At 46.6% G+C, this 17,384-nt stretch carries 16 protein-coding genes and 1 pseudogene; 12 read left to right on the top strand and 5 right to left on the bottom strand.

Annotated features, from left to right (window positions below; translation table 11 throughout):
• Window positions 1-3: 3 nt before the first annotated feature.
• Window positions 4-306, bottom strand: coding sequence for a YtpI family protein (locus BZ167_RS15750; RefSeq protein WP_007408059.1), 303 nt, complete (start codon window positions 304-306; stop codon window positions 4-6).
• Between the two features lie 116 nt (window positions 307-422).
• Between BZ167_RS15750 and BZ167_RS15755 the strand changes: the two genes are divergently transcribed.
• Entirely contained in the window at window positions 423-1,364 is a 942-nt protein-coding gene (locus BZ167_RS15755; RefSeq protein ID WP_003152435.1) for a DHH family phosphoesterase, read from the top strand.
• Window positions 1,365-1,381: 17 nt separating this feature from the next.
• Here BZ167_RS15755 and BZ167_RS15760 read toward each other — a convergent pair whose 3' ends face one another.
• From BZ167_RS15760 to BZ167_RS15770, 3 genes are all read right to left on the bottom strand, one after another.
• The gene (locus BZ167_RS15760) at window positions 1,382-1,573 is read right to left on the bottom strand and encodes a YtzJ family protein (protein WP_003152436.1); all 192 of its coding nucleotides are present in this window, start codon (window positions 1,571-1,573) and stop codon (window positions 1,382-1,384) included.
• Between the two features lie 105 nt (window positions 1,574-1,678).
• The gene (gene ytrI / locus BZ167_RS15765; protein ID WP_007408062.1) at window positions 1,679-2,182 is read right to left on the bottom strand and encodes a sporulation membrane protein YtrI; all 504 of its coding nucleotides are present in this window, start codon (window positions 2,180-2,182) and stop codon (window positions 1,679-1,681) included.
• On the bottom strand, window positions 2,179-2,520 hold the full coding sequence (locus tag BZ167_RS15770; protein WP_003152438.1) for a sporulation membrane protein YtrH: 342 nt from the start codon (window positions 2,518-2,520) through the stop codon (window positions 2,179-2,181). The genes ytrI and BZ167_RS15770 overlap by 4 nt, the downstream gene beginning before the upstream one ends.
• A 142-nt stretch (window positions 2,521-2,662) precedes the next feature.
• On the opposite strand from BZ167_RS15770, the gene dnaE reads away from it, so the two are divergent.
• The 7 genes from dnaE (at window position 2,663) to BZ167_RS15805 (ending at window position 12,978) form a co-directional block, all read left to right on the top strand.
• On the top strand, window positions 2,663-6,001 hold the full coding sequence (gene dnaE / locus BZ167_RS15775; RefSeq protein ID WP_061860779.1) for a DNA polymerase III subunit alpha: 3,339 nt from the start codon (window positions 2,663-2,665) through the stop codon (window positions 5,999-6,001).
• 139 nt (window positions 6,002-6,140) lie between these two features.
• On the top strand, window positions 6,141-7,373 hold the full coding sequence (locus BZ167_RS15780; RefSeq protein WP_015240371.1) for an NADP-dependent malic enzyme: 1,233 nt from the start codon (window positions 6,141-6,143) through the stop codon (window positions 7,371-7,373).
• 328 nt (window positions 7,374-7,701) lie between these two features.
• Window positions 7,702-8,574, top strand: a complete 873-nt coding sequence (accD, locus tag BZ167_RS15785; RefSeq protein WP_003152441.1) for an acetyl-CoA carboxylase, carboxyltransferase subunit beta — start codon at window positions 7,702-7,704, stop codon at window positions 8,572-8,574.
• Entirely contained in the window at window positions 8,559-9,536 is a 978-nt protein-coding gene (gene accA, locus BZ167_RS15790; RefSeq protein ID WP_060674806.1) for an acetyl-CoA carboxylase carboxyl transferase subunit alpha, read from the top strand. The genes accD and accA overlap by 16 nt, the downstream gene beginning before the upstream one ends.
• Before the next feature lie 191 nt (window positions 9,537-9,727).
• Window positions 9,728-10,687, top strand: coding sequence for a 6-phosphofructokinase (gene pfkA, locus BZ167_RS15795; RefSeq protein WP_007408068.1), 960 nt, complete (start codon window positions 9,728-9,730; stop codon window positions 10,685-10,687).
• 39 nt (window positions 10,688-10,726) lie between these two features.
• On the top strand, window positions 10,727-12,484 hold the full coding sequence (gene pyk / locus BZ167_RS15800) for a pyruvate kinase (protein ID WP_031379141.1): 1,758 nt from the start codon (window positions 10,727-10,729) through the stop codon (window positions 12,482-12,484).
• A 110-nt stretch (window positions 12,485-12,594) separates the two neighbouring features.
• Entirely contained in the window at window positions 12,595-12,978 is a 384-nt protein-coding gene (locus BZ167_RS15805; RefSeq protein WP_012118168.1) for an FxsA family protein, read from the top strand.
• A 31-nt stretch (window positions 12,979-13,009) separates the two neighbouring features.
• On the opposite strand, the gene ytvI is transcribed toward BZ167_RS15805, so the two are convergent.
• The gene (gene ytvI / locus BZ167_RS15810) at window positions 13,010-14,125 is read right to left on the bottom strand and encodes a sporulation integral membrane protein YtvI (protein WP_003152446.1); all 1,116 of its coding nucleotides are present in this window, start codon (window positions 14,123-14,125) and stop codon (window positions 13,010-13,012) included.
• Window positions 14,126-14,222: 97 nt separating this feature from the next.
• On the opposite strand from ytvI, the gene BZ167_RS15815 reads away from it, so the two are divergent.
• The 4 genes and pseudogenes from BZ167_RS15815 to citZ all read left to right on the top strand — a co-directional run bounded on the left by BZ167_RS15815 (window position 14,223) and on the right by citZ (window position 17,369).
• A complete protein-coding gene (locus BZ167_RS15815) occupies window positions 14,223-14,687 on the top strand; it encodes a DUF441 domain-containing protein (RefSeq protein ID WP_015417989.1) in 465 nt (154 codons plus the stop codon).
• Window positions 14,688-14,813: 126 nt separating this feature from the next.
• Window positions 14,814-14,929 (top strand): annotated as a pseudogene (locus BZ167_RS20560) (N-acetylmuramoyl-L-alanine amidase); the annotation flags it as partial.
• A gap of 164 nt (window positions 14,930-15,093) precedes the next feature.
• Window positions 15,094-15,504 carry a YjdF family protein gene (locus tag BZ167_RS15820; RefSeq protein WP_015240369.1) on the top strand — a complete coding sequence of 137 codons (411 nt, stop codon included), beginning with the start codon at window positions 15,094-15,096 and terminating at the stop codon, window positions 15,502-15,504.
• Window positions 15,505-16,250: 746 nt separating this feature from the next.
• Complete coding sequence (citZ, locus tag BZ167_RS15825) at window positions 16,251-17,369, top strand: citrate synthase (protein WP_007613059.1); 1,119 nt, start codon at window positions 16,251-16,253, stop codon at window positions 17,367-17,369.
• Window positions 17,370-17,384: the final 15 nt, after the last annotated feature.

Here is a 17,384-nt window from a genome sequence, read left to right on the forward strand (position 1 = left end):
TCATTATGCGTGGTCCCTCTCCGCTTCCTTTGCGTGGATGGGCTCATAATGCTTATAGGCTTTATACCCGGCCCATGCGCTGCCTGCTCCGATTAAAATGAAGACGCCGCCGATGACCAGGGTCAGGACGGAGTGAAACAGAATCATTTGGTTTACTCCGTACAAAAACACCAGCGCGCCTAATGCCATACTTGATTTAGCCGAAAAACATTCTTTTTCCAGCGCCCGTTTCGTCTGGATTCCTTTTACTTTGTAATACACGTAAAAGCAGGCAGAAAGCCCGATGAGAAAAACAAAAACCAGCATAAATGAAATCCTCCATTATATGAGTTTGCAAAACCGTTTATACCGTTGCTGAAAGATTTTCCTTTTCCATGGATAAAGAGTATGATTAAATGAATAAAAACGAAAAGGAGAAAGCGATGAAATCCGAACTGATCAGAACCATATCATTATATGACACCATTATCTTACATAGACATGTGAGGCCTGACCCGGACGCCTACGGTTCACAGTGCGGCCTTACGGAAATCCTGCGGGAAACGTATCCCGAAAAAAATATTTTTGCCGTCGGACAGCCTGAGCCGTCCTTGTCTTTTTTATATTCCCTCGATGAGGTGGATGACGAAACCTATAAAGATGCTCTTGTCATCGTGTGCGACACCGCAAACCAAGGCAGGGTCGACGATCAGCGCTACCATTCCGGCGCAAAGCTCATGAAAATAGACCACCATCCAAATGAAGATCCGTATGGCGATCTGTTATGGGTCGATACGAATGCAAGCTCCGTAAGCGAAATGATCTATGAGCTGTACCTGGAAGGAAAACAGCACGGCTGGAAACTGAATACGAAAGCAGCTGAGCTGATCTACGCGGGTATCGTCGGTGATACGGGGCGTTTCTTATTCCCGAACACCACAAAAAAGACATTAAAATACGCGGGAGAGCTCATTGAGTTCCCATTTTCATCGTCAGAACTGTTCAATCAATTGTATGAAACAAAATTAAATGTGGTGAAGCTTAACGGCTTTATTTATCAAAATGTGTCACTGTCTGAAAACGGCGTCGCTTCCGTTTTCATTAAAAAAGACATTTTGGAGACATATGGAACCACCGCTTCTGAAGCGTCGCAGCTTGTCGGAACACTCGGAAATATTTCGGGTATCCGCGCTTGGGTGTTTTTCGTAGAAGAAGACGATCAAATCAGAGTCCGGTTCCGTTCAAAAGGTCCGGTCATCAACGGAATTGCCCGGAAATACAATGGCGGCGGACATCCGCTTGCGGCCGGCGCATCCATCTTCAGCTGGGATGAAACCGATCAGATTCTTGCTGATCTGGAAGAGGTATGTAACGAACACAAGTAGAGGGGAGACCCTCTTTCTTAGTGTTCATCTGTCACGGGGATGAACCAGCAGCCGAATTCAGTCAGGTCTTCGTAGACGCGGAGATTACAGATTTGGAGTTCTTTTTTTATGAGGGAAGCGAGTGTGTCTGTTTCTGCATATGCGGAATAGCCTTGTCTGATTCGGGCTGCATGATCTTTTGCCAAGCGTCGTTCACTAAAAACCTCCATTTTCCCTTCCTCCCTTCAGAATCATTGAAAATGTCTCATCTACAGTTTATAAAAAAGCGGAGAAAAAAGCGACAGATCTATGGAAAATTTTTAAAAATGACATAATTACGTCGCAAAAGAAATATGAATTTCGACAGACAATCTCGTATAAATCGTCAGTTCCTTTACTTCAGCTTTAAATTCCTTCTCATTTATGGTGTATATTTTGTTTTCGATCGTCCGTTTTAAAAGCTCCTTTGTTTTATACACGCTTTCAATATCTTTTGTGATGACTTCAGAAATATTATCTTTCACTTGTTCCTCAAATTTCATCTTGTCAGGCTGGGCGATTCTGTATTTTTCCCCATTGATCAGCTTCACATCAACACTTTGGATGAGAAGTCTTTGCTTATTATCCTCATTTAATTTATGAAGATCCTTCTGATAGATGGAGATTTGGTTTTTTAAATCCCGCGCGTGCTCACGCTGCTTTTCAATTAACGTCACTTGTTCTTCCTGAAACGTTCCGTATGTAAACAGAAAGAACAGCCAGCTGACGATGGCTCCGCACATCATTCCCGCAAAAAAACGCTGCCATCCCGGTTTTTTATAATACTCGGGAATTCTCATGATGACATATTCTCCTGGGTCAGCCATGAAATAATCAGCCAGCCGGTCTGCGCGCCGCCCATTGCTGAAATAATTAAAAGAAGCTGTTTGAAGATGTCGCGCGTGTTGCCTTCAAACAGTCCCCGCTCGAAACTGTATACCGCGTCAAATGTTCCCCCGATGGCCGCGACAAGCGCCCAGATCTTCAGCCTGTTCGCCAATTTTGTGATCGCCGTCAGCGGAGGCTCGCCTGATAAATAAGCTCCGAGGCCGCCGATCAGCGCGCCGCCGAGCAACACACCGAGGGCGATAAAATAACTGCTGATGAAATTCGCCATAAATCCGGCTTCCTGATCCATATATACACCACCTCACTTTTCTATCATATTGAGCGAAACGGACAAGTATGATGATGAGTCAAAAAAGAACATTTGTTTCTTAAGAAAACCCGTCTTATAATGTAGAAAGGCAAAATGAACGTATGGGAAAGGAGTGGCGGCATTGTCTTTTGTTCACCTGCAAGTACATAGCGGCTACAGTCTGTTAAACAGCGCCGCTTCTGTAAAAGAGCTTGTTACACAAGCGAAGGAACTCGGATATTCATCATTGGCGCTGACGGACGAAAATGTGATGTACGGCGCCATTGAGTTTTATAAAGCATGCAAATCAAACGGAATGAAGCCGATTATCGGTCTGACGGCTTCTATATACACGGACGATACGGAGCTTGAAGCACACCCGCTCATTCTTTTAGCAGAGACAAACACCGGATATCAGAACCTGGTGAAAATCTCAAGTGCGCTGCAATCCATGGCAAAGGGCGGCATGAAGCGAAAATGGATGAAGAGCTATCATGAGGGGCTGATCGCCATTACGCCCGGTGAAAACGGGTACATTGAAAGCCTGCTTCAAGCCGGGAAGTTTGAAGAAGCGGTCCGGGCTGCCGAAGGATTCCGGGAGCTGTTCGGAGACGGCCGTTTTTATTTAGGGTACCAGCCGTTTAAAGGACATGAGACGTTATCAGAAGAGATTCTCCGCCTGTCAGCCGAGACGGAAATCGCTGTCTGCGCTGCGGGAGATGTCCGTTATATCAAGAAAGAAGATCAAGATGCGTACCGCTGTCTGTGCGCTATTAAAGCCGGAGAGAAGTGGGAGGATCAGAGCGGGAATCTGCCGGACTTATACTTGAGGGCGCCTGAAGAAATGGCAGAGCTTTACACGCGGCATCCGGAAGCGATTGAAGCAGCCGCGCGTATCGCCCGGCAATGCCGGGTCGATGTCAGCCTCGGACAGACACAGCTTCCGTCTTTTCCGGCGCCGGACGGCAAATCAGCCGATGACTATTTGGCGGAGATCTGTCATGAGGGGCTGCGCCTCCGTTTCGGCACTCCTGATGAGCGCGCTGTCCGCCGGCTTGAATATGAGCTGGACGTCATCAGGCGCATGAAATTCAGTGATTATTTTCTCATCGTATGGGACTTTATGAAGTACGCGCATGAAAAGGGCATTGTGACAGGCCCGGGAAGGGGGTCCGCGGCAGGCTCGCTTGTCGCTTACTCCCTTTTCATTACCGACGTGGATCCGCTTAAACATTCTCTGCTGTTTGAGAGATTTCTTAATCCCGAGCGGATCAGCATGCCGGATATTGATATCGATTTCCCTGATACGAGAAGGGATGAGGTCATTCAGTATGTACAAAATAAGTACGGGGCCATGCACGTCGCCCAGATTATCACCTTCGGGACATTGGCCGCAAAGGCGGCGTTAAGGGATACCGGGAGAGTGTTCGGAATCAGCCCGAAAGAAGCCGACCAGCTTGCCCGCCTGATTCCGTCAAAACCGGGAATGACGCTTGATGAAGCGAGGCGGCAGTCCGCTCAGCTGAACAGGAGGCTGTCCGAATCCGCCGTTCTTCATAAAGTGTTTCAGATCGCAAGGAAAATTGAAGGTCTTCCGCGGCACACGTCAACACACGCGGCCGGGGTCGTTCTCAGTAAAGAGCCGCTTTCGGAAGTTGTCCCTCTTCAAGAAGGGCATGACGGCGTGTATTTAACGCAGTATGCGATGGATCACTTGGAAGATCTCGGTCTTTTAAAAATGGACTTTTTAGGTTTGCGCAACCTTACGCTTATTGAATCCATTAAAACGATGATTGAAAAAGAAACGAATACGAAAATTGATTTTTCCGAGATTTCTTATCAGGATGAAAAAACGTTCTCACTATTGTCAAACGGTGATACGACGGGTATTTTCCAGCTGGAATCATCAGGAATGAGAAACGTGCTGAAACGCCTGAAGCCGTCAAGACTGGAAGACATTGTCGCGGTTAACGCGCTTTACAGGCCGGGACCGATGGAAAATATTCCGTTATTTATCGACCGGAAGCACGGGCGGGCGCGTGTGGAAGTGCCGCACGAGGACGTACGAAATATTCTCAGTGACACTTACGGCGTCATCGTCTATCAAGAACAGATAATGATGATCGCCTCGCGCATGGCAGGGTTTTCATTAGGTGAAGCGGATCTGCTCAGACGGGCTGTCAGCAAAAAGCAAAAGGACATTCTGGACAGAGAGCGAAGCCATTTTGTTGAAGGGTGCTTAAAAAAGGAGTATTCTGTAGTCACTGCAAACGAGGTCTATGATCTGATTGTAAAATTCGCTAACTACGGATTCAACAGAAGCCATGCTGTCGCATACAGCATGATCGGCTATCAGCTCGCCTATTTAAAAGCGCATTATCCGTTATATTTTATGTGCGGGCTGTTGACGAGCGTCATCGGCAATGAGGACAAAATATCGCAATATCTGCATGAAGCGAAGGGGAGCGGGATTCAAGTCCTTCCGCCGTCAATAAACAAAAGCGGTTTTCCGTTTGCGCCGGAAAACGGAGCCGTCAGATACAGTTTGCGGGCCGTTAAAAACGTAGGCGTCTCGGCAGTGAAAGATATTTATAAAGCAAGAACACATAAACCGTTCGAGGATCTTTTCGATTTCTGCTTTCGCGTACCTGCAAAAAGCGTGAATCGGAAAGCAATCGAAGCCCTTATATTTTCTGGCGCCATGGACGAATTCAATCAAAATCGCGCCGCCTTGCTGGCCTCCGTTGATGTGGCTTTAGAGCACGCTGAACTTTTTCGTGCAGACGATGACCAAATGGGATTGTTTTTGGAAGAATCGTTCTCCATTAAGCCAAAATATGTAGAGGCTGAGGAATTTCCGCTCGTGGACAAGCTTCGGTTCGAAAAAGAAGCTCTCGGTGTTTATTTCTCAAGCCATCCTTTATCCGCTTTCAGGGATCTCCTGAAAAAACGGGGGGCGCAAGCGATCACAGCAGCGCGGCAGATGCCGAAGGGGCAGCTGTCAATCGGCGCTTTGCTCGCGGGCATCAAAACGATTCGGACAAAGACAGGTCAGCATATGGCGTTTCTCACATTAAGCGATGAAACGGGAGAAATGGAAGCCGTCGTGTTTCCTGACCAATATAGAAGGCTGTCTCCGCTGTTAAAGGAAGGCGCGCTTTTATTCGCCGCCGGAAAAATGGAAGAGCGTCAGGAGAAGACACAATTCATCATGTCATCCGCCTCTCTTCTTGAGCAGACGGAGGCAGACAGAGCGCCGTCTGTTTACATCAAAATCGAAGGCAGCCGGCACAATCAGGAGTTTTTGGAAAAGATGAAGCGTATTTTACTGGAGCATAAAGGGGAAACCGGCGTTTATCTTTATTATGAAAAAGACAAGCAGACGATCAGGCTGCCGGATACTTTTCATATTCAGGCGGACCATCAGGTGTTATACCGTTTAAAAGAGCTGCTGGGCCGCGAAAACGTCGTGTTAAAATAGTGGTAACAATAATCGTTTTGTTATACAATTGAAACAATTGTGCTATCTTATTTAAAGATTCTGAAATTTTTCACCTCCAGCGATTGTACCAGTCTATGCGGCAGAATATGTAACAAAGTACTTAAAAGGAGTGTTTAGAATGTCATTAAGAGAAGAAGCGTTACATTTACACAAAGTAAATCAAGGAAAGCTGGAATCAAAAGCAAAGGTAGAAGTCAGAAATGCAGATGACTTAAGCCTTGCCTACTCTCCCGGAGTAGCTGAGCCTTGTAAAGAGATTTATGACGATAAAAACAAAGTATATGATTATACAATGAAGGGGAACATGGTAGCAGTCGTAACAGACGGATCAGCCGTTCTCGGCCTCGGTAATATCGGGCCTGAAGCTTCACTTCCGGTCATGGAAGGGAAAGCGGTGCTGTTCAAAAGTTTCGCGGGCGTGGATGCATTCCCGATCGCGCTTGACACAAACGATGTGGACAAAATCATTGACACTGTAAAGCTGCTTGCACCGACATTCGGCGGTGTCAACCTTGAAGATATTGCGGCGCCGAACTGCTTCATTATCGAAGAGCGCCTGAAAAAAGAAACAAACATTCCGGTTTTTCACGATGATCAGCACGGCACTGCCATCGTAACCGTTGCCGGACTTGTAAACGCGCTGAAATTATCAGGAAAATCCATGTCATCCATTAAAGTTGTGGCAAACGGAGCGGGAGCGGCAGGCATCGCGATCATCAAGCTTCTTTACCATTTCGGCGTACGCAACATCGTAATGTGCGACTCTAAAGGGGCGATTTACGAAGGGCGTCCGGCCGGCATGAACGCAGTGAAAAACGAAGTGGCGAAGTTTACAAACCAAGACCGCAACGACGGTTCGCTGCAGGATGTCATTAAAGATGCAGACGTCTTTATCGGCGTATCAGTCGAAGGTGCGCTGACGAAAGAAATGGTGGAGAGCATGGCGAAAGATCCGATTATCTTCGCAATGGCCAACCCGAATCCGGAAATCATGCCTGAAGACGCGCGCGCAGCCGGCGCAAGCGTAATCGGAACAGGCCGTTCTGATTTCCCGAACCAGGTCAACAACGTCCTGGCATTCCCTGGAATTTTCCGCGGGGCGCTTGACGTTCGCGCGACTCACATCAACGAAGAAATGAAAATTGCTGCGGTTGAAGCGATTGCTTCCCTTGTTACAGAGGAAGAATTAAGCGCTGATTATGTCATCCCGGCTCCATTTGACAAACGTGTGGCTCCTGCCGTTGCGAAAGCTGTTGCGAAAGCAGCGATGGAAACGGGCGTCGCCAGAATTACGGTCGATCCTGAGGAAGTGGCTGAAAAAACAAGACAGCTTACGGTCATCGGCGAATAATAACACAAAAATGAAATGGCAGCGCGTTGGAAAAAAACAACGCGCTGCTGTTCAATATACGGACTGCTGAAATTTTTTTAAGGGCAGGTCTTAAAAAAATTTCAGCAGAATCCTTATTTCTTTTGAAAACGCTGACAGATAAGGCTGAACAACGCTTTTTACGGTATGAAATCCGTCCGTTTCCGTCTGTTTTGAAGCAAAAAATGTCGAATGGAGGATGACACCGTTTGACAAAAAAAGTACAATAGTTTCGGTAAAGTTATTATTAAGTCTATCTAATCGGAAGACATGCAGTGAAGAGAACCCTTCACAAAAGGGAGGTAATCATTTGTTAAAGGATATATTCACAAAAAAGAAAAAATATGCTTCCGTGCCGTCTGAGCAGGCAAAACATGATGTTCCGGAAGGCATTATGACAAAGTGCCCCAAATGTAAAAAAATCATGCTCACAAAAGAGTTAGATAAAAACCTGCGCGTCTGCATGAACTGCGGGCACCATTTCCCGATGAATGCAAAGCAGCGCATTGAAAGCCTCCTGGATGAAGATTCATTCGAAGAATTCAACCAGGGAATGATATCTGAAAACCCGCTCGGTTTCCCGGAATACTTAGAAAAAATCGAAAAAGACCGTGAGAAAACATCGCTGAATGAAGCGGTGGTTACCGGAAAAGGAACCATCAGCGGATTCCCGGCCGTGATCGCGATCATGGATTCAACATTCCGAATGGGCAGCATGGGTTCGGTTGTCGGCGAAAAAATCACGCTTGCAATTGAAAAAGCAAAAGAGGAAAAAGTCCCGTTTATCATCTTTACCGCTTCCGGCGGCGCACGTATGCAGGAGGGGGTCTTAAGCCTTATGCAAATGGCAAAGACAAGCTCTGCATTAAAACTGTTCAGTGAGGAGCAGGGACTGATTATTTCTGTCATGACCCACCCGACGACAGGCGGTGTATCAGCCAGTTTCGCGTCTCTCGGTGATTATAATTTCGCTGAACCGGGCGCCTTGATCGGATTTGCCGGAAGACGTATTATTGAACAGACGATCGGGGAAAAACTGCCGGAAGATTTCCAGACGGCGGAATTTTTATTAAAGCACGGCCAGCTTGATGCGGTGATTCACCGAAACGACATGAAAGACAAACTCGCATTTCTGCTGGACATGCACCAAACAGGAGGTGAGCATGAGTGGCTGCAAGATTAGAATTTGAAAAACCGGTGATTGAACTGCAGACGAAAATCGCCGAACTGAAAAAATTCACCCAAGATTCGGAGATGGATTTAAGCGCTGAAATCGCAAGACTTGAAGACCGGCTCAGCAAGCTCCAGGATGAGATTTATAAAAACCTGAAGCCGTGGGACAGAGTGCAGATCGCACGCCTTCCCGACCGGCCGACGACGCTTGATTACATTCAATACCTGTTTACCGACTTTTTTGAGTGCCACGGAGACAGAACATACGGAGATGATGCGGCGATTGTCGGCGGAGTCGCCAAATATCACGGCATGCCGGTCACCGTCATCGGACATCAGCGCGGAAAAGACACGAAAGAAAACCTTGTCCGCAATTTCGGGATGCCTCACCCTGAGGGCTACCGCAAAGCGCTTCGTCTCATGAAGCAGGCGGATAAGTTCAACCGCCCGATTATCTGCTTCATCGACACGAAGGGAGCGTACCCGGGTAAAGCGGCGGAGGAGCGGGGACAAAGTGAAGCCATCGCCAAGAACCTGTTCGAGATGGCCGGCCTGACAGTGCCTGTCGTTTGTATCGTCATCGGGGAAGGCGGCAGCGGAGGCGCGCTTGCGTTAGGTGTGGGCAACCGCATGCTGATGCTTGAGAACTCGACGTATTCCGTTATTTCTCCTGAAGGAGCCGCATCCATTTTGTGGAAAGACTCCGGCCTTGCGAAAAAAGCGGCCGAATCCATGAAGATTACTGCGCCCGATTTATTAGATTTAGGAATTATTGATGATATGATTAAAGAAGTGAAGGGCGGAGCTCACCATGATATTAAGCAGCAGGCGGGCTACATTGACGGTATTCTTAAAGAAACGTTAAAATCTCTTCTTCAATTGAACGCCGAAGAATTGATCTCACAGCGCTATGAAAAATATAAAGCAATCGGGAAAGTTTCGGTTGAGGATCAATATATCGGGGTAAACTGAATAGACGTGAAGCCTATGGCTCACGTTTATTTTTTGTGATTTTTGTGATATTCCTTAAATTTTATTTAAAAACAATTTATTTAATTGTATAATAGGTAAGGTTTCATGGGAGCTCAGGCGTCCCTTTTCATTGTTTTAGGGCAATGATCATGATATGTTTAACATATATATGTTGCTGAGGTGAATAGGAAATGAAGCGTATAGGAGTTTTAACGAGCGGCGGGGATTCCCCGGGTATGAACGCTGCGGTGCGCGCGGTTGTGCGGAAAGCTATCTACCACGACGTCGAAGTGTACGGAATTTATAACGGTTATTCAGGATTAATCAGCGGTAAAATAGAGAAACTGGAGCTTGGTTCGGTCGGTGACATCATCCACCGCGGCGGAACAAAGCTGTACACGGCCAGATGTCCTGAATTCAAAACAGTTGAAGGCCGTGAAAAAGGAATCGAAAATTTAAAGAAACTCGGCATTGAAGGTCTTGTCGTCATCGGCGGAGACGGTTCATACATGGGTGCGAAAAAATTAACGGAACACGGGTTTCCGTGTGTGGGTGTACCGGGTACGATAGATAATGACATCCCGGGAACTGATTTTACGATCGGATTTGATACGGCGTTAAACACCGTAATTGATGCGATTGATAAAATCCGTGACACCGCTACGTCTCATGAGCGTACATACGTTATTGAAGTGATGGGGCGCCATGCGGGCGACATTGCTTTATGGGCAGGTCTTGCAGGCGGAGCGGAATCAATTTTAATTCCTGAAGCGGACTACGATATGCAGGAAATTATCGGCCGTTTGAAGAGAGGGCACGACCGCGGCAAAAAACACAGTATCATCATCGTTGCAGAAGGGGTAGGCAGCGGGGTTGAATTCGGAAAACGCATCGAAGAAGAAACGAACCTTGAAACACGGGTATCCGTTTTAGGGCACATCCAGCGCGGCGGATCTCCAAGCGCTTCTGACCGGGTTCTTGCAAGCCGCCTCGGCGCTTACGCGGTTGAGCTTCTGCTTAAAGGAAAAGGCGGACGCTGCGTAGGTATACAAAACAACAAGCTTGTAGACCATGATATTATAGAAATTTTAGAATCAAAACATACTGTTGAACCAAACATGTATCAGCTTTCAAAAGAACTGTCTATTTAAGGCGGAAGAAGCTGAAGATTTCAGAAGGAAGTGAACGAGTTGAAAAAAACAAAAATCGTTTGTACAATCGGTCCGGCCAGTGAAAGTGTAGAAATGCTGACAAAATTGATGGAAGCGGGTATGAACGTTGCTCGTCTGAATTTTTCACACGGTGATTTCGAAGAGCACGGCGCAAGAATCAAAAACATCAGAGAAGCAAGCAAAAAGCTCGGCAAAAACGTGGGGATTCTCCTCGATACAAAAGGTCCGGAAATCCGCACGCACGATATGGAAAACGGCGCGCTTGAGCTTCAGGCGGGAAATGAAATTATCGTTTCTACGAAACAGGTGCTGGGAACGCTTGAAAAATTCTCAGTTTCTTATGAAGGCCTGGCAGACGACGTGTCGGCAGGGTCTATCATCCTGTTGGATGACGGTTTAATCGGATTGGAAGTGCTAGAATCAAATCCGGAAAAACACGAAATCAAAACAAAAATCTTAAACAGCGGCACGCTGAAAAATAAAAAAGGCGTAAACGTTCCCGGCGTCAGCGTCAACCTTCCGGGAATTACTGAAAAAGACGCCAAAGACATCGTATTCGGTATCGAGCAAGGCGTTGATTTCATCGCTGCGTCATTTGTACGCCGTTCTACGGATGTCCTGGAAATCCGCGAACTGCTTGAAGAGCATAACGCGTCTGACATTCAAATCATTCCTAAGATCGAGAACCAAGAAGGCGTGGACAACTTGGATGCGATCCTGGAAGTATCTGACGGCTTAATGGTAGCGCGCGGAGACCTCGGCGTAGAGATTCCGGCCGAAGAAGTGCCGCTCGTGCAAAAAGAAATGATCAAAAAATGCAACGCGCTAGGCAAACCGGTTATTACTGCGACACAAATGCTTGACAGCATGCAGCGCAACCCTCGTCCGACACGCGCTGAAGCAAGTGACGTTGCCAACGCCATTTTCGACGGCACAGACGCTATCATGCTTTCCGGTGAGACGGCTGCGGGACAATATCCTGTCGAGGCGGTTCAAACAATGTTTAACATCGCCACACGCACGGAAGAATCTCTGAACTACAAAGAAATTCTGTCTAAACGCAGAGATCAGGTCGGCATGACGATTACCGATGCGATCGGCCAATCAGTTGCGCACACGGCGATCAATCTGAGTGCGGCAGCTATCGTTACCCCTACAGAAAGCGGCCATACGGCGCGTATGATCGCGAAATACCGTCCGCAGGCTCCGATTGTAGCCGTTACGGTTAATGAGTCTGTATCACGCAAACTCGGCCTTGTATTCGGTGTATTCCCGGCAAGCGGCCAAAACGCGAATTCAACCGATGAAATGCTTGAAGACGCGGTTCAAAAATCACTTGACAGCGGCATCGTGAAACGCGGTGATCTGATTGTCATTACAGCAGGTTCTGTCGGTGAATCAGGCACGACGAATCTGATGAAAGTCCACACTGTCGGCAGCATTATCGCGAAAGGGCAAGGCATCGGACGCAAATCTGCATTCGGTCCGGTCGTTGTTGCAAAAAATGCGAAAGAAGCTGAACAAAAAATGACAGACGGCGCAGTATTGGTTGCTTCAAGCACTGACCGCGACATGATCGCTTCACTTGAAAAAGCATCAGCGCTCATCACTGAAGAAGGCGGTCTGACAAGCCATGCAGCCGTTGTCGGTTTAAGCTTGGGCATTCCGGTTATCGTCGGTCTTGAGAACGCAACTTCAGTTTTAACAGAAGGACAGGTTATCACAGTTGACGCTGCCCGCGGCGCTGTGTATGAAGGCCGCGCAAGCGTTCTTTAAACAGCTTTAAAAAAGAGAGGGGGGTTCTCCCTTCTCTTTTGTCTTTAGGTTGATTTTCCTATTCCCATGCGGGCGGTGACGCGCTTTTAGAAGGGCAGGAGGGCAGAAAAATGAGAGTGTTATTCTTACTGTTTATCGTATGTCCGGCAATTGAAATCGGTTTGTTTCTGCTGGCGGGAAAATGGCTCGGTATTTTTCCGACCTTCCTTCTCATCATTTTGACAGGCGTGTTAGGCGCCTTGGTGGCAAAAAGACAGGGAACCGATGTGTATCATCGGGTGATGCGCGACCTGCAGCACGGCAAAATGCCGGGGGAAGCGCTTCTTGACGGAATATGCGTCTTTTTCGGAGGCCTGCTTTTGATGCTTCCGGGTTTTCTGTCCGATATTGCAGGGGCCTGTCTTCTGATTCCGTTCACTCGGAACCGCATGAAGCCGCTTTTGTTCAAATGGCTGAGAGGCATGTCAAAAAACAAGCGGATCATTATCAAATAAAAACGGCAGCCTTCTTACAGGGCTGCTGTTTTTATTTGGACTGAACAGTAATATAGGCCCATATTTCTTTTAAAGCGCCCGTTGTGATAAAGGCCTGAATGAAAACGAGCAGCGCGGGCCCCGCAGCCAGTCCTAAAATTCCGAACAATTTAAAGCCGGCAAACAGGGCGATTAAGGTCGCAAGCGGATCAAGTCCGATTGACTTGCTTAAAATTTTCGGCTCCGTCAGCTGGCGCTGGATAAGAACCACAATATATAAAACACCGAGACCGATCGCTTGAGGAAGCTGACCGGCAATGGCCAAATACATAATCCAGGGAACAAAGACCGACCCGGCGCCGAGATACGGGAGAAGGTCCACCAGGCCGATAAAAAAGGCGATGGTTGCCGCATGCTCAATCCCTAAAAGAAAAAGTCCGATAAAGACAATGATCATCGTGAAAAGTATGAGCACGGCCTGCGCCTTAATGAAACCTGCCATCGCTTTTTTCAGCTCTCCCGATACGGCCTTGGCGTTTGCCGAAACCCGTTCCGGAAAAATGGAATAAAGCAGCGCCTTCAGCTTATGCCAGTCCTTTGTCATAAAAAAAGTCGCCAGCATTGCGAAAATGAAGACGGCAGCTGTATTGGGAAGGAAGGCAATCCATTTCGGCACCAGCTCCAAAAGATGTGAAAGCATCAGCCCCGCATTTTTAGCGGCTGTATCACCGAGGGTCTGAATATGCGTCACGATGGATGCCTGCTGATTGGTTTCAAGCCCGTTAAATAGGACAGTCAGCTCGTGGTACAATGGCTGAATGCGGGAAGTGAACAGCTCTTCGCAATACGTCATAAAGGCGCTGATATGGGGAGGGAGCGTTTTGGCCAGATAGGCGGTTCCCGAAATGATTTCCGCAACGAGAAATGTCGCCGCCCCAAGAAGAATAAGCAAAAAGAAGACCAGGACAATGACAGTATTGACTGACCGGGGCAGCCCCGTCAGTTTGTCCAGCCAGTCAACTACGGGAATGATCGCTGATGACAGAATAAGGGCGATCAGAAACGGATAAGTTAACGGAAATGAGGCGTAACCGGCCGCTAAAGCGCCGCCGGCCGCAGCGAGTACAAACAGCGCGCGGAAAAAAACAGTTGCATAGTGCGGATTCACGTCGATCCTCCTCTCGGTCGGCACGTCCTATTACATTAGTTTATTCGTCAAAAAAAAGGATATGAATACAGATATGATGAAAGAAGGTGCTTTCAGGATGTTTACACAGGCGAATTTATTTTTACTATTATTGCTGGCCATCGCATTGGTAGCCAAAAATCAGTCATTGCTTTTTGCCGTCGGCTTTCTCATTGTGATAAAAGCTGTCGGTCTTGATCAGAAACTATTTCCGGTTATTCAGTCAAAAGGCATCAACTGGGGAGTCACCGTCATTACAATCGCCGTTTTAGTGCCGATTGCCACAGGCGATATCGGTTTTAAACAGCTCGGAGAAGCGATGAAATCATATTATGCGTGGATCGCTCTCGGTGCCGGGATCGCGGTTGCCTTAATCGCCAAAAACGGTCTCACCTTATTGGAAAACGACCCTCATATTACAACGGCGCTGGTCATCGGCACGATACTTGCCGTCGCGCTTTTCGGAGGCGTCGCCGTCGGCCCGTTAATCGGCGCCGGAATCGCCTACTTGGCCATGCAAATCGTTAAAATGTTCACTTCGTAAAGTAAAAAAGCGGCGTAAAGCTGCTTTTTTTTGTGGAGAAAATTAGAGTTTGCACCTTCGCATTTTGTAGTTCAGACAAATGCCATTTGCATTATTCCGATGAATGAAGCGGCTTACCATGTAACAAAGAACTTCGGGATTGACGGCGCACATGGAGCGAAAACAGCGATTGCAGTAGATTAAAAGCTGATGGGATTTATGGGCCTGATACCAAAGCAAAACTTGAAGTGTTGTTAAAATAAGCGGAGACCCTCTTTCCTTCAATTTGAAAGTTTGTTAGATTTATAATGAGAATGAAAAAACACAATTCGGTTGGTAGTCCGGATGCATGATTTAAAATGTCAGTAACCTTCCCCTCCTCGGGATGTCCATCATTCTTCAGTAAATTTAGGAGGAGGGAATCGTTATGAAATTAACGGTTTACTACGATGGTCAGTTTTGGGTAGGAGTCATTGAAGTTGTGAATGACGGGAAATTAAGAGCAATTCGTCATTTGTTTGGACAAGAGCCAAAGGATTCAGAAATAATGCATTTTGTTAATAATCAACTTTTACAGACTCTCTCCCACACTGAACAAGAAGGGGTTTGTGTTAAAGCAAAATCTAAGAAATTAAACCCAAAAAGATTGCAGCGACAAGCTTCTAAAGAGATGAAAAATATCGGGATATCAACTAAGGCACAAAAAGCGATAAAACAGGAGCTTGAAGCAAGAAAAGAAAAGAAAAAACAACTGAATAGAAAACAAAGAGAAAAAATAAAGGAACAAAAATATTTAATCAGAAAACAAAAAGCAAAAGAAAAGCATAGGGGAAAATAGTTGGAGAGCCCGATGAAGCCCTTCGATTGAAAAGTTGAGCGGCATCAGTTAGTTTCTTCGGACTGATTTAGAGAAAAAGAAGTATAAGTCAGAGCCCTTCTCGAGATGAGGAGGGTTTTTCTGCCATTTATTTAAAATCACTTACATCAGTAAATGAGTCAGTTTCAATTGATGAACGGTTTGATGAGGATATTTACAGCCCGAAAACAGCGCAAATGCAGTCAAACGATTCCAGTCCATGTGCGGGGAGCCAACTAAAACCAAGACCTGGATTTCTGAAGCTGATCCGAACATTGATTCAGTCGAGTAAACAAAATAACCCCCTTCTCCGGTAAAGAAGGGGGGTTAAATTTGCGGTGAAGTTGTCGCGCCTGTCCTTTTAAAGTCTCCTCCAAAACTCCCCCAAATGAAAACATGAGAATACATGGTTTTACAAAGCGCCTGAAAGCAAACGATTAAATTTATCAACGCCAAGCCTTGATATATAGGGCTTTTAAAACATTTTTAGTTAAAAGTCTACAAATTAATCAGATTATTGTTTATAATAAGAATAGGCTTAAACTTAAATAAGCTTATAAGAATTTGTTATGTTCCTCTATAAGCATATCGGTTATGTAACCGCAACCAGTGAAATGTAAGCATTTTCTTGAAGGGGAAAGGGAGTGTTTGCATGACTCATTTTAAGTAAGCCGTATGTTTTATATACTCTTTAAAGGGGAATTTTGATTGAAAAGGAGAGGTTGAATATGACAGCAACACGCGGTCTTGAAGGGGTTGTAGCAACAACATCATCTGTAAGCTCTATTATCGACGATACCCTTACATATGTAGGGTACGATATTGACGACTTGACAGAGAATGCAAGTTTTGAAGAAATTATTTATTTGCTGTGGCATCTGCGCCTGCCGAATAAAACGGAACTTGCTGAACTGAAAAAACAGCTTGCGAAAGAAGCTGCCGTTCCACAAGAAATCATTGAGCACTTCAAATCCTATCCCCTCAATAACGTACATCCAATGGCTGCTCTCCGGACGGCGATTTCATTACTCGGTCTGACTGACAGTGAAGCCGATGTTATGAATCCGGAAGCGAACTATAGAAAAGCCATCCGTCTGCAGGCGAAAGTGCCGGGCATTGTCGCCGCTTTCTCAAGAATCCGCAAAGGACTTGATCCTGTTGAACCGAAGGAAGAGTACGGAATCGCGGAGAACTTCCTTTACACCTTAAACGGTGAAGAGCCTTCTCCGATCGAAGTGGAAGCGTTTAACAAAGCGCTCATTCTTCATGCGGATCATGAGCTGAACGCATCAACATTTACGGCGAGAGTATGTGTCGCCACCTTATCTGATATTTACTCAGGCATCACTGCTGCCATCGGCGCTTTAAAAGGGCCGCTTCACGGCGGAGCCAATGAAGCCGTCATGAAAATGCTGACAGAAATCGGCGAGGTGGAAAACGCCGAGCCTTATATCCGCAGCAAAATGGAGAAAAAGGAAAAAGTAATGGGCTTCGGACACCGTGTGTATAAGCATGGAGACCCGCGCGCCAAACACTTAAAAGAAATGAGCAAACGCCTGACGAATCTGACGGGTGAAAGCAAATGGTACGATATGTCAATCCGTGTCGAAGAAATCGTGACGTCGGAGAAAAAACTCCCGCCTAACGTTGATTTCTATTCCGCATCTGTATACCACAGTCTCGGCATTGATCACGATCTGTTCACGCCGATCTTTGCGGTCAGCAGAATGTCAGGATGGATCGCCCATATTCTTGAACAGTACGATAACAACCGCCTCATCCGCCCGCGCGCTGATTACACGGGTCCGGATAAGCAGACTTTTGTTCCGATTGATGAAAGAGCCTGATCAAACGGGAGGCTG

Origin of the sequence: Bacillus sp. 275, from assembly GCF_001999205.1 — a bacterium.
GTDB classification, from domain to species: Bacteria; Bacillota; Bacilli; order Bacillales; family Bacillaceae; genus Bacillus; species Bacillus velezensis.

Bases quoted from the DNA above. Each gene is read 5' to 3' on its own strand.
- BZ167_RS15750 (WP_007408059.1), bottom strand. From the start codon at position 306: ATGCTGGTTTTTGTTTTTCTCATCGGGCTTTCTGCCTGCTTTTACGTG.
- BZ167_RS15755 (WP_003152435.1), top strand. From the start codon at position 423: ATGAAATCCGAACTGATCAGAACCATATCATTATATGACACCATTATC.
- BZ167_RS15760 (WP_003152436.1), bottom strand. From the start codon at position 1,573: ATGGAGGTTTTTAGTGAACGACGCTTGGCAAAAGATCATGCAGCCCGA.
- ytrI (WP_007408062.1), bottom strand. From the start codon at position 2,182: ATGAGAATTCCCGAGTATTATAAAAAACCGGGATGGCAGCGTTTTTTT.
- BZ167_RS15770 (WP_003152438.1), bottom strand. From the start codon at position 2,520: ATGGATCAGGAAGCCGGATTTATGGCGAATTTCATCAGCAGTTATTTT.
- BZ167_RS15780 (WP_015240371.1), top strand. From the start codon at position 6,141: ATGTCATTAAGAGAAGAAGCGTTACATTTACACAAAGTAAATCAAGGA.
- pfkA (WP_007408068.1), top strand. From the start codon at position 9,728: ATGAAGCGTATAGGAGTTTTAACGAGCGGCGGGGATTCCCCGGGTATG.
- BZ167_RS15805 (WP_012118168.1), top strand. From the start codon at position 12,595: ATGAGAGTGTTATTCTTACTGTTTATCGTATGTCCGGCAATTGAAATC.
- BZ167_RS15815 (WP_015417989.1), top strand. From the start codon at position 14,223: ATGTTTACACAGGCGAATTTATTTTTACTATTATTGCTGGCCATCGCA.
- BZ167_RS15820 (WP_015240369.1), top strand. From the start codon at position 15,094: ATGAAATTAACGGTTTACTACGATGGTCAGTTTTGGGTAGGAGTCATT.
- citZ (WP_007613059.1), top strand. From the start codon at position 16,251: ATGACAGCAACACGCGGTCTTGAAGGGGTTGTAGCAACAACATCATCT.